Source organism: Streptomyces sp. UG1, assembly GCF_049974585.1.
GTDB lineage: Bacteria > Actinomycetota > Actinomycetes > Streptomycetales > Streptomycetaceae > Streptomyces.
Map to the genome: position 1 here is coordinate 1 of NZ_JBNGGG010000042.1, position 15,812 is coordinate 15,812.

Annotated in this window: 11 protein-coding genes; 7 read left to right on the forward strand and 4 right to left on the reverse strand. The window is 70.9% G+C overall.

The window, feature by feature from the left end; all coding sequences use genetic code 11:
- The 4 genes from ACP4J3_RS37920 to ACP4J3_RS37935 all read left to right on the forward strand — a co-directional run.
- A partial coding sequence (locus ACP4J3_RS37920; protein WP_426540873.1) for a WD40/YVTN/BNR-like repeat-containing protein occupies nucleotides 1–1,039 on the forward strand: 1,039 nt, incomplete at its 5' end.
- Nucleotides 1,039–3,018 (forward strand): beta-galactosidase, encoded by a 1,980-nt coding sequence (locus ACP4J3_RS37925; protein WP_426540874.1) that lies wholly within the window; start codon nucleotides 1,039–1,041, stop codon nucleotides 3,016–3,018. The genes ACP4J3_RS37920 and ACP4J3_RS37925, both read left to right, overlap by 1 nt.
- Nucleotides 3,015–5,228 (forward strand): glycosyl hydrolase family 95 catalytic domain-containing protein, encoded by a 2,214-nt coding sequence (locus tag ACP4J3_RS37930; protein ID WP_426540875.1) that lies wholly within the window; start codon nucleotides 3,015–3,017, stop codon nucleotides 5,226–5,228. The genes ACP4J3_RS37925 and ACP4J3_RS37930 overlap by 4 nt, the downstream gene beginning before the upstream one ends.
- A 47-nt stretch (nucleotides 5,229–5,275) precedes the next feature.
- Nucleotides 5,276–5,992 carry a glycoside hydrolase family 12 protein gene (locus ACP4J3_RS37935; RefSeq protein ID WP_426540876.1) on the forward strand — a complete coding sequence of 239 codons (717 nt, stop codon included), beginning with the start codon at nucleotides 5,276–5,278 and terminating at the stop codon, nucleotides 5,990–5,992.
- Between the two features lie 27 nt (nucleotides 5,993–6,019).
- Here the strand turns inward: ACP4J3_RS37935 and ACP4J3_RS37940 are convergent, their stop codons facing one another.
- The 3 genes from ACP4J3_RS37940 to ACP4J3_RS37950 form a co-directional block, all read right to left on the reverse strand.
- Nucleotides 6,020–7,207, reverse strand: coding sequence for a sulfotransferase family protein (locus tag ACP4J3_RS37940; protein ID WP_426540877.1), 1,188 nt, complete (start codon nucleotides 7,205–7,207; stop codon nucleotides 6,020–6,022).
- A gap of 57 nt (nucleotides 7,208–7,264) precedes the next feature.
- Entirely contained in the window at nucleotides 7,265–9,316 is a 2,052-nt protein-coding gene (locus ACP4J3_RS37945) for a glycoside hydrolase family 31 protein (RefSeq protein ID WP_426540878.1), read from the reverse strand.
- Nucleotides 9,317–9,387: 71 nt separating this feature from the next.
- The gene (locus tag ACP4J3_RS37950) at nucleotides 9,388–10,404 is read right to left on the reverse strand and encodes a LacI family DNA-binding transcriptional regulator (RefSeq protein WP_426540879.1); all 1,017 of its coding nucleotides are present in this window, start codon (nucleotides 10,402–10,404) and stop codon (nucleotides 9,388–9,390) included.
- A gap of 291 nt (nucleotides 10,405–10,695) precedes the next feature.
- Here ACP4J3_RS37950 and ACP4J3_RS37955 point away from each other — a divergent pair, with 291 nt between their 5' ends.
- From ACP4J3_RS37955 to ACP4J3_RS37965, 3 genes are all read left to right on the forward strand, one after another.
- Nucleotides 10,696–12,630, forward strand: coding sequence for an acyl-CoA dehydrogenase family protein (locus ACP4J3_RS37955; RefSeq protein WP_426540880.1), 1,935 nt, complete (start codon nucleotides 10,696–10,698; stop codon nucleotides 12,628–12,630).
- Between the two features lie 106 nt (nucleotides 12,631–12,736).
- Nucleotides 12,737–13,993 carry a 1-deoxy-D-xylulose-5-phosphate reductoisomerase gene (gene dxr, locus ACP4J3_RS37960; protein ID WP_426540881.1) on the forward strand — a complete coding sequence of 419 codons (1,257 nt, stop codon included), beginning with the start codon at nucleotides 12,737–12,739 and terminating at the stop codon, nucleotides 13,991–13,993.
- Between the two features lie 8 nt (nucleotides 13,994–14,001).
- Entirely contained in the window at nucleotides 14,002–15,294 is a 1,293-nt protein-coding gene (locus tag ACP4J3_RS37965) for a M50 family metallopeptidase (protein ID WP_426540959.1), read from the forward strand.
- Nucleotides 15,295–15,387: 93 nt separating this feature from the next.
- Here the strand turns inward: ACP4J3_RS37965 and ACP4J3_RS37970 are convergent, their stop codons facing one another.
- The gene (locus tag ACP4J3_RS37970; RefSeq protein WP_426540882.1) at nucleotides 15,388–15,762 is read right to left on the reverse strand and encodes a hypothetical protein; all 375 of its coding nucleotides are present in this window, start codon (nucleotides 15,760–15,762) and stop codon (nucleotides 15,388–15,390) included.
- Between the last annotated feature and the right edge of the window lie 50 nt (nucleotides 15,763–15,812).

Consider the following 15,812-nt stretch of genomic DNA (forward strand, 5'->3'; position numbering starts at 1 on the left):
CGGTCTCGACCCGTTCGACTCCCGGCACGTCGTCTACGGCACCGGCGCGACCATCTACGGCACCCGCGACCTGAAGCACTGGGCCCCGCAGATCCGCGGCCTGGAGGAGACGTCCGTCCGTCAGCTCCTCTCGCCGCCGACCGGGAAGGCCCATCTGATCAGCGGCAACGGGGACATCGGCGTGATGTACCACGAGTCGCTCACCGCGTCTCCCTCGCGCGGTATGGCCGCCAATCCCGTGTTCGGGTCCGCCACCGGGCTCGCGCAGGCCGCGGCCAAGCCGGCCTACGTCGTCCGCGCGGGGTGGGGCGAGAACGGCAACGGCGCCTACTCGAACGACGGCGGGCAGACCTGGGCGCCGTTCGAGGCGCAGCCCGCCATCGCCAAGGACGCGCCGGGGCCGATCGCCACCAACGCCGACGGCAGCGTGCTGCTGTGGTCCTTCGTACACTGGGACGGCACCACCCATCCGGCGCATCGCTCCGCCGACAACGGCGCCACCTGGTCCGAGGTCACCTCCTTCCCGAAGGGCGCCACCCCGGTCGCCGACCCCGTCGACCCGGGCACCTTCTACGCCTTCGACACCGCCACCGGCACCCTCCACGCCAGCACCGACGGCGGCCTGACCTTCGCCGCGCGGGCCACCGGACTGAGCTCCGGCGACAAGGAGTTCCAGCTCGCCGTGGCACCGGGCCGGTCCGGCGACCTGTGGCTGAGCCTCAAGGGGAACGGGCTGTACCGCTCCACCGACGGCGGCGCCGCCTTCACCAAGGTCGCAAGCTGCCGGGCCTCGTACACGCTGGGTTTCGGCAAGGCCGCGCCGGGCGCCTCCTACCCGGCGGTCTACATGGTCGGCTCCACCGAGAGCATCACCGCCGTGTACCGCTCCGACGACGAGGCGAAGAGCTGGGTGCGGATCAACGACGACCGGCACCAGTGGGGCTGGATCGGCGCGGCCATCGCCGGCGATCCGCGCATCCACGGCCGTGTCTACGTCGCCACCAACGGGCGCGGCGTGCAGTATGGGGAGCCCGTCTGATGCCCGACCTGAGCGACGCCACCCGCGGCCGCCTCCTCTTCGGCGGCGACTACAACCCCGAGCAGTGGCCCGAGGAGACCTGGCACGAGGACGTCCGGCTGATGAAGGCGGCCGGGGTCAACTCGGTCACCCTCGGCGTCTTCTCCTGGTCGAAACTCGAACCCCGGCCGGGGGAGCGGGAGTTCGGCTGGCTGGACCGGCTGATGGACCTGATGGACGAGAACGGCATCGGTGTCGTCCTGGCCACGCCCACCTCCTCGCCACCACCCTGGATGGGCCGCCTGCACCCGGAGACGCTGCCGCGCGACGAGGACGGCCGCACCGAGTGGTGGGGCGGCCGGCAGCACTTCTCGCACTCCAGCGCCACCTACCGGCGCTACGCCGCCGCCATCACCGAGGACCTCGCCGCCCGCTACGGCGGCCACCCCGCGCTGCGGATGTGGCACATCAACAACGAGTACTGCACCTACGACTGGGGCGACGAGGCCGAGGACGCCTTCCGCCGCTGGCTCCAGGCCAGGTACGGCACGCTCGACGCGCTCAACGAGGCCTGGGGGACGGCCTTCTGGAGCCAGGGCTACGGCGACTGGTACGAGGTGCTGCCGCCGCGCCGGGCGCACTACATGAAGAACCCGACACAGGTCCTGGACTTCAAGCGGTTCACGTCCGACGCGCTGATGGAGTGCTGTCTCGCCGAACGGGACATCGTCGCCCGGCACAGCCCGCACATCCCGGTGACCACCAACTTCATGGCGGTGTGGCAGGGGCTGGACGCCTGGCAGTGGGCCCGGCACGAGGACGTCGTCTCGATCGACGTCTATCCGGATCCGCGGGATCCGTTCGGCGGGCAGTACGGGGCCCTGGTGCACGACATGACCCGTTCGCAGGCGCGCGGCGGTCCCTGGATGGTGATGGAGCAGGCCGCCGGGCCGGTCAACTGGCGCGGGGTCAACCATCCCAAGCCCGCCGGCCTGAACCGCCTGTGGTCCCTGCAGGCCGTGGCCCGCGGCGCCGACGCCGTCTGCTACTTCCAGTGGCGGCAGTCCCGGCAGGGCGCGGAGAAGTTCCACTCCGGGATGGTCAGCCACGCGGGGGAGCGGGGCCGCACCTTCCAGGAGGTCAAGCGGATCGGCGCCGAACTCGCCCTGCTGAGCGAAAAGGTGACGGGCACCCGGGTCGACGCCGCCGAGGTCGCCGTACTCCTCGACTGGAACGCCTGGTGGGCGGGACAGCAGGACGGGCGGCCGTCCTCCGAGGTCGACTGCCCGCAGGTCGTCCGCGCCTGGCACCGCGCCCTGTGGGAGGCGCACACCGTCGCCGACTTCGCCCACCCCGAGCACGACCTGTCCGCCTACAAGCTGGTCGTCGTCCCGCACCTCTACCTGATGACGGACGCCGCGATCGACAACCTCGTCGGCCACGTCGAGCGCGGCGGCACCCTCGTCTGCGGCTTCCAGACCGGCATCGCCGACGAGGACGACCGGGTGCGCGAGGGCGGCATGGACGCCCGGCTGCGCGACCTGTTCGGCATCCGGGTGCTGCACGAGTGGTGGCCGCTGGACGCGGGCGAGACGGCCGACGTCGAGGGCTTCCACGGCACCCTGTGGTCCGAGGAGATCGAGGCGGCCGACGACGTCGACGCGTTCACCCCGTACAAGGGCGGCGAGCTGGACGGGCTCCCGGCCGTCCTGCGCAAGGGCCGCGCCTGGTACGTCTCCACCCTCCCCGAGCCGCACGCGCTGCGCACGCTGCTCGCCGACATCGCCGCCGAGGCGGGCGTACGACCGACCCTCGCCGGGCTGCCCGCCGGGGTGGAGGCGGTACGGCGCGGCGGACTGCTGTTCCTGCTCAACCACGGGCGCGACGGGGTCACCGTGCCGGTGCCCGGCCGCCATCGAGACCTGCTCACCGGCGCGACGGTCACCGACGGGGTGGAGCTGGAGCGGTACGGCGTCGCCGTGCTGGAGGCCGCCTCATGAGCGGGCCGGTGCACGGCACCTGGGAGCCGGCGCCCGCCGCGCGCTGGGAGGACGCCTTCCTGAGCGGCAACGGCCGGCACGGCATCATGGTGTTCGGTGATCCGAACGTCGACCGGGTCATCGTCAACCATCACACCCTGGTCCGCCCCGGTGGCGACGCGCACACCCGTCCGCCCGCCCTCGCCGCCGGCCTCCCGCACCTCCAGGACCGGCTGCTGGCCGGGGACGTGACCGCCGCCGAGGGCTTCACCGACGGGCGGGGACTGCAATGGGTGCAGCCCTTCCATCCGGCCTTCGAGATACGGCTGCGGCGGCCGGACGGCGAGGCGCCGGGGGACTACCGCCGCGAGGTCGACTTCGCCACGGGCGTCATCACCACCCGGCGCGGCGGCCTGCTCAGCGAGGCCTTCGTCTCCCGCGCCGACGACGTCATCGTCCACCGCGTCACCGAGCCCGGCCTCACCACCGACGTGATCCTTGACCACCAACTCCCCGGCGCGCCCTACGACTTGGCGGTCGGCCACGGCGCCCTGCGCACCCCCGACGGCGCCCTCCTCAACCTCCGCGTCCGCTACCCCGGCAGCGACCGCTCCTACACGGGCGTCACCCTCGCCCTCGTCACCGGCGGCCGCACCCACACCTCCCTGCCCGGCATCCGGATCGAGGGCGCCCGCTCGCTGCTCCTCCTCACCCGCGTGCAGCGCCACACCGGCGAGCTGGACGTCCTCGCCGAGGCGCGAGCCCTGCGCGCCCTGCTGCCCGAGGACGCCGACGACGACCCGTACGCCCCGCTCCTGGCCCGGCACACCGCCCTGCACCGCACCGCCTACCTCCGCGCCGGCCTCGACCTCGGCGGCGACGAGGACGAGCGTGCCCTGCCCGGCTCGGAGCTGGTCCGCCGCCCGAAGAGCCCCGCACTGCTGGAACGCCTCTTCGCCGCCGGCCGCTACCACCTGCTCTCCGCCTCCGGCATGCTGCCGCCCCGCCTGACCGGCCTGTGGACCGGCGACTGGAACACCGCCTGGTCGGGGGCGTTCACCACCGACGCCAACCTCAACCTCCAGACCGCCTCCGCGGCGGCAGCCGCCCTGCCGGAGGTGACCGAGGCCCACGCCGCGCTCATCCACGGCCAGTTGGAGCACTGGCGCGACAACGCCCGCACGATCTTCGGCACCCGCGGCGTGCTGGCGCCCGCCCACACCGACGGGGAGTCCGGGCACATCTACCACTTCAGCCGCGAGTACCCCCTGCACCTGTGGACAGCGGGCGCCGACTGGCTCCTCAAGCCCCTCGTCGACCACGACGACACCCGGGGCGCACACGATCCGCGCACCGCCGCCGCCCTCGCCGAAGTGGCCCGCTTCTACGAGGACTTCCTCACCCGCACCGACGACGACGGCCACGTGATCGTCGTCCCCTCCTACTCGCCGGAGAACCGTCCCGCGAACGCGAGCTGGGGCACCGTCAACGCGGCCATGGACCTCTCGGCGGCCCGGCACGCGCTGCTCACGGCCGCCCGGTACCACCCGGGCACCTCTGAAGCCGACCGCTGGCGCGCCCTCGCCGACCGTCTCGCGCCGCACCGGATCAACGACGACGGCGCCCTCGCCGAATGGGCCTGGCCCGGGCTGCGGGACTCCTACGACCACCGCCACCTCAGCCACCTGTACGGCGTCTGGCCGCTCGACGAGATCACCCCGTACGACACCCCCGGCCTCGCCGCGGCCGCCCACCGCGCCCTCGAACTGCGCGGCGCCGAGAACGACTCGGCGCACGGCCATCTCCACCACGCCCTGATCGCGGCCCGCCTCCGGGACGGCGAGCGGGTCGCCCACGCCCTCGACCAGGTCCTGGGCGGCGACTTCTTCCACGCCTCCCTGATGAGCGCGCACTACCCGAACCGCGACGTCTACAACGCGGACGCCGCGCACACCCTGCCCGCCGTACTGATCGAGATGCTCGTCCACTCGACCCCCGACCGGCTGGTCCTGCTGCCCGCCCTGCCGTCCACCCTCCCGCAGGGCCGCCTGCGGGGCGTGCGCACACGGTTCGGCGCCGAGGTCGACCTGACCTGGACGCCGGACGGCGCGATCGCCGTCCTCAGACCGTCCCGCACCGTACGCATCGAACTCAGGACTTCCACCGGCGACGCACGACCGCTCGACCTCGTCGCCGGAGAAGACCACGTCCTCCCTCCGGGGACGTGGTAACCCCCCACAGTTCCCCGCAATTCCCCCCACCCATGGAAAGGGACACCATGGCAAAGAGCGCACTGCGCAAGCTCACGATGGCCGTGCTGGCCCCGGCGATGGCCCTCGGCGCCACCGTCGGCCTCGCCTCCGCCCCCGCCTCGGCCGCCGTCTGGAACTCCTGCGACCAGTGGGGCAACACCAGCCTGAACGGCTACACGCTCTACAACAACATCTGGGGCTCCGGCGCCGGCAGCCAGTGTGTCTGGGCCAACTCCGGGACCAACTGGGGAGTCTGGGCCAACCACCCCAACACCGGCGGCATCAAGTCCTACCCCAACTCCAAGAAGGTGATCAACAAGACGATCGCCTCCCTCGGCTCCCTCACCAGCAACTACAACGTCACGGTCCCGTCGTCCGGCGCGTACAACACGTCGTACGACATCTGGGACACGGACTACGACTACGAGATCATGCTCTGGGTGAACTACAACGGAGCCGTCGGCCCGCTCGGCGGCTATGAGGGCAACGTCAATCTCGGCGGCCACAACTGGAACGTCTACAAGGGCACCAACGGACACAACGAGGTGTTCTCGTTCCTGCGGACGTCCGACTCCAACTCCGGCACCGTGGACATCAAGCCGGTCCTCCAGTGGCTCGCCTACACCAAGGGCTGGATGTCCAGCAACGAGACCATCGGTGACGTGCAGTTCGGCTACGAGATCACCTCGTCGTCCGGCGGACTCAACTTCAACACCAACAACCTGACGGTCAGCAGCAGCTGACGTGCCATCAGGGCCGGGGTCGCCGCCTCAGGCGCGGTCGACCTCGGCCCGCAGCGCGTTGTAGTCGGCGAAGGCCGACTCGACCTCGGCGCGGGTCAGGCCGTAGCGCGTCAGGTCGTAGGTGTGGCGCCGAGCGCCCTTGGGGCGGGCGACGGCCCCCGGGAGGCGGGCGGCGTCGGACTCGGTCCAGCGGGCGCCGACGGCGGCGTAGAGCTTGGGGGCACCGGTGGCCGGGTCGGAGCCGAGCCAGGAGTAGGGGGCATCCACCAACTGCTGCGCGGGGATGGCGGCACGGGCCGCCAGAGCGCGCGTCATGGCCCGGCTCAGCAGATCGAGCCAGGTGGCGCCGATACCGGCCAGGTCGAGGGGCCGGACGCTGATGGCCATGCCGTGCTCGACCAGGCTGCAGAAGGACGCCACGACGGTGACCGGGTCCCGGTGGCACCACACGATCGTGGCGTCGGGGAACACCGTGCGCAGGGCGTCCAGGTTCTCCAGGTGCATGGGGGACTTCAGCATCCAGCGGCGCCGCGGACGGCCGTACTGCAGGACCTGGTAGACCTGCTTGAGGTACCGGTAGTCGTCGACGAAGTCCCGCTCGCGGTGCCACGCCTGGTACTCGGGGATACGGGCCTGGGCCAGGGGCATCGAGGCGTGCGGGAGCGCGAACGTGCACTCCTCCGGGCCCTCGGCCACCATCGCGTGGATGTCGCGGAAGCGCGGCGCGAAGAGGTCGGTGCCCTGGACCATCCGGCGGCCGGTCGTGATCGCCTTCCTGCGCTGCCGGGGCGGCAGCTCCAGGTCGGGGGCGAGCAGTTCCCACAGCAGCGGGCAGCGGTGCTCGTCCGATATCGACAGGACGGCGTGGGTGACGGTGGTCGCCGTGCGCGGCAGGCCCACGACGAACACCGGCTTCTCGATCGGCTCCCGCTCGATCTCGGGGTGCTCGGCGATCAGCCGCCGGACGCGGGCCCGGTTGGTCAGCTGCCGGCGCACATGCGCCTGCGCGGACTGCCAGCCGACCGGCGTGAGATCGTCGGCCTTTGCCCACCAGCCCAGCAGGGACCGGAACTCGTCGACGAACTGCCGGTCACCGGGTGCCTCCCCGGCCTCCACGGCGATCCGGTCGAAGACCCGGTCCGGGTCGCGGCGGGAGCCCAGGGCCGGGCGCAGCAGCAGATTGGCGAGGGTGAGGGCGAGCGGAGACGAGGACACGCAGGGAACCTATCTCGTCGAACTGACTTGCGGTGAACGGAAATTGGACGGAGGCGGCTAGTCCGCCACCGGCAGCCGCGCCCCGTCCCGCAGGAACAGCGGGAGGCGGTCCAGCGGGGCGTCGACCGTCACGGTCGTACCGCCCTCGTACGTCTCACCCGTCCACGCGTCCGTCCAGCTCGCGCCCGCCGGAAGATACGCCGTGCGGGCCGTCGCACCCGCCGCCAGCACGGGGGCGACCAGCAGATCGCGGCCGAAGAGATAGGCGTCGTCGACCGACCAGGCCGTCTGGTCGTCGGGGAACTCCAGGAACAGCGGCCGCATCACCGGCAGGCCCTCCTCATGGGCCTCGCGCATGACGTCCAGCACATACGGCTTCAGACGCTCGCGCAGCCGCAGGTACTTCTCCATGATCGCGCCGGCCTCCTCCCCGTACGACCACACCTCGTTCGGACCGCCGGTCATCGTCGGGCCGAGCGGCATGCCCGGGTCGCGGAAGCCGTGCAGGCGCATCAGCGGGGACAGGGCGCCGAACTGGAACCAGCGGACCATCACCTCGCGGTACGCCGGATCGTCCGGGTCGCCGCCGTGGAAGCCGCCGATGTCGGTGTTCCACCACGGGATGCCGGACAGCGCCGTGTTCAGGCCGGCCGCGATCTGGCGGCGCAGGGTCGGGAAGTCGGTGCCGATGTCGCCGGACCACAGGGCGGCGCCGTAGCGCTGGCTGCCCGCCCAGGCCGAGCGGTTGAGGGTGACGATCTCCTCCTCGCCGGACGCGAGCAGGCCTTCGTGGAAGGCGCGGGAGTTCTCGGCGGGGTAGCTGTTGCCGACCTCCAGGCCGGGGCCCGCCCAGTAGCGCAGGTTCTCGGCGAAGCCCGGCTTCAGCTCCGGCTCGCAGGCGTCCAGCCAGAAGGCGGTGATGCCGTACGGGTCGAGGTAGTTCTGCTTGATCTTCGACCACAGGAACCCGCGGGCGTCGGGGTTGGTGGCGTCGTAGAAGGCGACCTGGACAGTCGAGGCCACCTCCTTGTCCGGCCAGTCGGCGTGCGCCATCGGGCCGTACTGGGTGCCGATGAAGTAGCCGCGCTGCTCCATGACCTGGTGGTTCTCGGAGAGCGGGGAGACCGACGGCCACACGGACACGACGAGCTTGATGCCCATCTCGTCCAGCTCGCGCACCATCGCCGCAGGGTCGGGCCACTCCGCCGGGTCGAACTTCCAGTCGCCGAGGTGGGTCCAGTGGAAGAAGTCGCAGACGATCGCCGAGATCGGCAGGCCCCGGCGCTTGTACTCCCGGGCCACCGCGAGGAGTTCGTCCTGGGTGCGGTAGCGCAGCTTGCACTGCCAGAAGCCGGCCGCCCACTCGGGCAGCATCGGCGTACGGCCCGTCACCGCGCTGTAGCGGCGCTGGCCGTCGGCCGGGGTGCCCGCGGTGATCCAGTAGTCGATCTGTCGGGCGGAGTCGGCGACCCACCGGGTGCCGTTGTGCGCGAGCTCCACACGGCCGATCGCCGGGTTGTTCCACAGCAGGGTGTAGCCGCGGCTGGACGACAGCACCGGGATGCCGACCTCGGCGTTGCGCTGGATCAGGTCCAGGACCAGGCCCTTCTGGTCGAACCTGCCGTGCTGGTGCTGGCCGAGTCCGTACAGCTTCTCGCCTTCGTAGGCGGCGAAGCGCTGCTCCAGGCGGTGGTGGCCGTTGCCGACGGCCGTGTAGAGGCGCGAGCCGGGCCACCAGAAATGCGCACGCTCCTCGGCCAGCACCTCCGTGCCGTCCTCGGTGCGCAGGAAGCGGATCAGGCCCTCGGCGTTGACTTTCACGGTCAGCGCGCCGACGGTCAGGGTTCCCAGGCCGTCCTCGACCTTGACGGTCGACTCGGTCGCGGGCGCGGACTGGAGCAGCGCGCCCGGCAGTCCGTCGAGGATCGGTCCGCCGAGCCGGGCGCGGACCCGGACCGCGTCCGGACCCCACGGCTCGATCAGCAGGGTCTCCTGACGGCCGCTCCACTCCAGCGCGCCGTCCCGCTCGCGGAACGTGCCGATGGTCGGGGACGACTGCGCGAGGCTGACCGCGCCCGACAGGGGCTGGTTTTCGGCAGGCTGGTTCACGAGGTGTGCTCCTCAGGAGGGCAGCGAATGCAGACATGGGGGTGCCCGGTGAGGGCACGGTGGTGCGGCGGTCAGTGGGCGGCGGACGGCGCCGGACCCGAACTCGCCCGGACCGTCAACTCGGGTGCGATCAGCACGACTTCGTCGCTGCCGCGCCCGTCCAGCTTGGCGACGAGCTGATCCACGGCGTGCCGGCCCATCTCCTGCGCGGGGATGGAGACCGACGTCAGCCGCACCGAGGCCTGGGTCGCGACCTGGTCGGGGCAGATGGCGACCACCGACACGTCCTCGGGCACGGCGCGGCCCTGCTGGCGCAGCAGGGCGAGCAGCGGTTCGACCGCCGACTCGTTCTGCACGACGAACCCCGTGGTGCCCGGGCGCTCGTCGAGGATGCGGGCGAGGGTGACGGCCATCGCGTCGTAGCCGCCTTCGCAGGGCCGGTGCAGCAGCCGGATCCCCAGCTCCTGGGACCGCAGCCGCAGTCCGTCGAGCGTGCGCTCCGCGAAACCGGTGTGCCGCTCGTAGACGGCCGGGGCCTCTCCTATGACAGCGATGTCGCGGTGCCCCAGCTTCGCCAGATGCTCCACGCACAGCGCCCCCGTCGCCTTGAAGTCGAGGTCGACACAGGTCAGCCCGGTGGTGTCGGAGGGCAGCCCGATCAGTACGGACGGCTGGTCAGTGCCGCGCAGCAGCGGCAGCCGTTCGTCGTCGAGCTGGACGTCCATCAGGATCATCGCGTCGGCCAGCCCGCTGCCGGTGACGCGGCGCACGGCGTCGGGGCCCTCCTCGCCGGTGAGCAGCAGGACGTCGTAGCCGTGCGTACGGGCCGTGGTGGCCACCGCGATGGCGATCTCCATCATCACCGGCACATACATGTCGGTGCGCAGCGGGACCATCAGCGCGATGATGTTCGATCTGCTGCTGGCCAGGGCGCGGGCACCGGCGTTCGGGTGGTAGCCGAGTTCGCGGATGCTCCGCTCGACCCGCTGCCGGGTGGTCGTGGAGATGGACCGCTTGCCGCTGAGGACATAGCTCACCGTGCTCGCCGAGACTCCGGCGTGCTGGGCGACCTCGGCGAGGGTGACCATCCGCTCTCCAAGCTTTGTGAAGCGCTTCGACAGTGCGCGGGGTGAACAGGGACGGGTGTGAGGGTGGTTCGACAGTAGCTCTGGCGCGCGTGGGTGTCCATAGGTTATCGAAGCGCTTCGACAGCTTTCTTCATGCACAACAAACCCTGGAGCGAGGGAAAGTACACCCAACATCGGCTGAACGGACGCGCGCGGGGTGGTGGGGGCGCCCGTAATCGGGTACATACGATCGAGTAGCACCCGTCGGTAACCAAACGGCCCAAGATCCCGATTCGCGGCGAGGTGAGCCTCATGTCCGCAGCACCCACCAAACCCACCGTCAGTGAGCGTGAGGCACGCGAGGTGGCGGAGGCGGCCCGGCAACAGGAGTGGCGCAAGCCCAGCTTCGCCAAGGAACTGTTCCTCGGCCGCTTCCGCCTGGACCTCATCCACCCGCATCCGATGCCCACCGACGAGGCCGCCCAGCGCGGCGAGGAGTTCCTAGCCAAGCTGCGGGACTTCATCGAGTCGAAGGTCGACGGCGCCCTGATCGAGCGCGAGTCCCGGATCCCCGACGAGGTGATCAACGGGCTCAAGGAACTCGGCGCCCTCGGCATGAAGATCGACACCAAGTACGGCGGCCTCGGCCTCACCCAGGTCTACTACAACAAGGCGCTGACCCTGGCCGGCTCGGCCAGCCCCGCGATCGGCGTGCTGCTCTCCGCCCATCAGTCGATCGGCGTACCGCAGCCGCTGAAGCTGTTCGGCACCCCCGAGCAGAAGGAACTCTTCCTGCCGCGCTGCGCCCGCACCGACATCAGCGCCTTCCTCCTCACCGAGCCGGACGTCGGCTCCGACCCGGCCCGCCTCGCCACCACCGCCGTACCGGACGGCGACGACTACATCCTCGACGGCGTCAAGCTGTGGACCACCAACGGCGTGGTCGCCGACCTCCTCGTCGTCATGGCCCGCGTGCCGAAGTCCGAGGGGCACAAGGGCGGCATCACCGCCTTCGTCGTGGAGACCAACTCGCCCGGCATCACCGTGGAGAACCGCAACGCCTTCATGGGCCTGCGCGGCATCGAGAACGGCGTCACCCGCTTCCACCAGGTCCGCGTCCCGGCGGCGAACCGGATCGGACCGGAGGGCGCCGGCCTGAAGATCGCCCTGACCACCCTCAACACCGGCCGGCTCTCGCTCCCCGCGTCCTGCGTCGCGGCCGGCAAGTGGTGCCTGAAGATCGCCCGTGAGTGGTCGGCGGCGCGCGAGCAGTGGGGCAAGCCGATCGCCCACCACGAGGCCGTCGGCTCGAAGATCTCCTTCATCGCGGCCACCACCTTCGCCCTGGAGGCCGTCACCGACCTCGCCTCGCAGATGGCCGACGAGGACCGCAACGACATCCGCATCGAAGGCGCCCTGGCCAAGCTGTACGCCTCCGAGATGGCCTGGACGATCGCCGACGAACTCGTCCAGATCCGCGGCGGCCGGGGCTTCGAGACCGCCGAGTCGCTACGGGCGCGCGGAGAGCGCGGCGTCCCCGCCGAACAGGTCCTGCGCGACCTGCGCATCAACCGCATCTTCGAGGGCTCGACGGAGATCATGCACCTGCTGATCGCCCGCGAGGCCGTCGACGCCCACCTCTCGGTCGCCGGTGACCTCATCGACCCCGGCAAGTCCCTCCAGGACAAGGCCAAGGCGGGCGCGAACGCCGGCGTCTTCTACGCCAAGTGGCTGCCGAAGCTGGTCGCAGGTCAGGGCCAACTGCCCTACACCTACGGCGAGTTCAAGCGCGGAGTCGACCTCTCGCCGCATCTCCGCTACGTCGAGCGCACCTCCCGCAAGCTCGCCCGCTCCACCTTCTACGGCATGTCCCGCTGGCAGGGCCGCATGGAGACCAAGCAGGGCTTCCTCGGCCGGGTCGTCGACATCGGCGCCGAACTGTTCGCCATGAGCGCGACCTGCGTCCGCGCCGAGCACCTGCGCGCCCGGGGCGAACACGGCCGCGAGGCCTACCAGCTCGCCGACGCCTTCTGCCGCCAGTCCCGCCTGCGGATCGAGGAGCTCTTCGGCCGCCTGTGGTCCAACACCGACGACCTCGACCGCAAGGTGGTCAAGGGCGTGATGTCGGGCACGTACGAGTGGCTGGAGAGCGGCATCGTCGACCCGTCGGACGACGGCGGCGTGTGGATCGCGGACGCGACACCGGGCCCCAGCGCACGGGAGAACGTGCACCGCCCGATCAGGTGACCGCCCGGTGAGGGGTCGCTGCCCGCAGCGATCCCTCACCATCCTGTTACCTCCCGGACGGGGATGCCCTGTCCTCCCCGTCGACCCTTGCGGCCACAATGGGGGAATGAGCGACAGTCCAGCCCCTCTCGCCGACCCGCACCTCGTCTACGACCCACTCGCGGGCGACGGCCCCAAGGACGTGGTGATCCTCGGCTCCACCGGCTCCATCGGCACCCAGGCCATCGACCTCGTGCTGCGCAACCCCGAGCGGTTCCGGGTCACCGCCCTGTCCGCCAACGGCGGCCGGGTCGCCCTTCTCGCCGAGCAGGCCCACCGGCTCAGGGCGCGGACCGTCGCGGTCGCCCGGGAGGACGTCGTACCGGCGCTGCGGGAAGCCCTCCAGGCGCGGTACGGCACGGGCGAGCCGCTCCCCGAGATCCTCGCGGGCCCGGACGCGGCCACTCAGGTCGCCGCCTCCGACTGCCACACCGTCCTCAACGGCATCACCGGCTCCATCGGCCTCGCGCCCACCCTCGCCGCCCTGGAGGCGGGCCGCACCCTCGCGCTCGCCAACAAGGAGTCCCTGATCGTGGGCGGCCCGCTGGTCAAGGCCCTCGCCAAGCCCGGGCAGATCATCCCCGTCGACTCCGAGCACGCCGCCCTGTTCCAGGCGCTGGCGTCCGGCACGCGCGCGGACGTACGCAAGCTCGTGGTGACCGCCTCCGGCGGCCCCTTCCGCGGCCGTACCAAGGCCGAGCTGGCGAACGTGACCGTCGAGGACGCCCTCGCGCACCCCACCTGGGCCATGGGCCCGGTCATCACGATCAACTCCGCGACCCTCGTCAACAAGGGCCTGGAGGTCATCGAGGCGCACCTGCTCTACGACATTTCCTTCGACCGCATTGAGGTGGTCGTGCATCCCCAGTCGTATGTTCACTCGATGGTTGAGTTCACCGACGGATCCACGATCGCCCAGGCGACCCCGCCCGACATGCGCGGCCCGATCGCCATCGGCCTGGGCTGGCCGGAGCGCGTCCCCGACGCCGCGCCCACGTTCGACTGGAGCAAGGCGTCGACCTGGGAGTTCTTCCCGCTCGACAACGACGCGTTCCCGTCCGTCAACCTGGCGCGCCACGTGGGCGGGCTCGCGGGCACGGCGCCCGCGGTGTTCAATGCGGCGAACGAGGAGTGCGTGGAGGCCTTCCGGGCCGGCGCGCTGCCGTTCAACGGGATCATGGAGACCGTGACGCGGGTGGTGGAGGAGCACGGCACCCCGAGCGCGGGAACTTCCCTCACCGTCGCGGACGTCCTCGAAGCGGAGACCTGGGCGCGCACGCGGGCCCGGGAACTGGCGGCACACACGGCGGAGGCCCGTGCATGACGACCCTGATGTTCATCCTCGGCATAGTGCTGTTCGCGGTCGGGCTGCTCTTCTCGATCGGATGGCACGAGCTGGGCCACTTGTCCACGGCCAAGCTGTTCGGCATCCGCGTGCCGCAGTACATGGTCGGCTTCGGCCCGACCATCTGGTCACGGAACAAGGGCGAGACCGAGTACGGCATCAAGGCGATCCCGTTCGGCGGCTACATCCGCATGATCGGCATGTTCCCGCCGGGACCGGACGGCCGCCTGGAAGCCCGCTCCACATCCCCGTGGCGCGGCATGATCGAGGACGCCCGCTCGGCCGCGTTCGAGGAGCTCAAGCCGGGTGACGAGACCCGCCTGTTCTACACGCGCAAGCCGTGGAAGCGGGTCATCGTGATGTTCGCGGGCCCGTTCATGAACCTGGTCCTCGCCTTCGGCCTGTTCCTCACCGTGCTGATGGGCTTCGGCATCCAGCAGCAGACCACCACCGTCAGCTCGGTCTCCCAGTGCGTCATCGCCCAGACCGAGAACCGCGACGAGTGCAAGGCGTCCGACCCCCGGTCCCCGGCTGCGGCGGCGGGCATGAAGGCCGGCGACAAGATCGTCTCCTTCGACGGGGTCCGCACCGAGCAGTGGAACACCCTCTCCGACCTGATCCGCGACAGCGCCGGAAAGTCCGTGCCGATCGTCGTCGACCGGGACGGCAGGGAACTGACCCTGCAGGCGAAGATCGCCACCAACCAGGTCGTGAAGAAGGACGCCGCCGGAGCCATCGTCGAGGGCGAGTACGTCAAGGCCGGCTTCCTCGGCTTCAGCGCGGCCACCGGCGTCGTCAAACAGGACTTCGGCGACTCGGTGACCTGGATGAGCGACCGGGTCGGCGACGCCGTCGACTCCCTTCTCGCCCTGCCCTCCAAGGTCCCCGCCCTGTGGGACGCGGCGTTCGGCGACGGCCCGCGCGAGCCGGACTCCCCGATGGGCATCGTCGGAGCGGCGAGGGTCAGCGGCGAGATCGCGACCCTCGACATCCCGGCGTCACAGCAGCTGGCCACGTTCGTCTTCCTCCTGGCCGGCTTCAACCTCTCCCTGTTCCTGTTCAACATGCTCCCGCTGTTGCCGCTCGACGGCGGCCATATCGCGGGCGCGCTGTGGGAGGCGCTGCGCCGCAACACGGCGAAGGTGCTGCGGCGGCCGGATCCGGGGCCGTTCGATGTGGCGAAGCTGATGCCGGTGGCGTATGTGGTGGCGGGGATCTTTATCTGCTTTACCTTGCTGGTCCTGGTCGCGGATGTCGTCAACCCGATCCGGATCAGCTGACCGGGCCGTTTTTCCTCCCCGGCTCCTCTCTGGGCATCAGGGCCCCGCCCTTCACTCGTCTACGCAACTCGCACGAGTGAAGGCCGGGGGCCCTCACCTACGTGCCGGAGCGGCCGAGCCCAGGGAAGCCTGCCTCGGCTCGGATGCGGGCAGGGGCAGATCCAGCAGACCGCGTATCCGACGGACGTACTCATCCCCGTTGTGCCGGTCGACGGAACGCAGGTGCTCCAGGAAGCTGTCGGCGTCGGATGCCTCGGCTGCTTGCCGCCAGAACGGCAGTCCTGCTCCCAGTTCCGCCACGAGCTGCCCGGTCGGCCGCTCGGCCCCGGGCAGCTCCGCGTCCTTGAGTAGCCGGATCGTCTCGCCCTGCGCCTCGGCCATCCCGTCGGCCCAGGCGGTGGCTCCGGCGAGGTCCTGCCGGGGGCTTTTCGCCGGCCGGAGTACGGCTCCGGTGTGCAGCGGCTTCATCGCTGAGAGGTAGGCCAGCTGCGCGGAGTCCAGATCGGATGCGTCGAGCC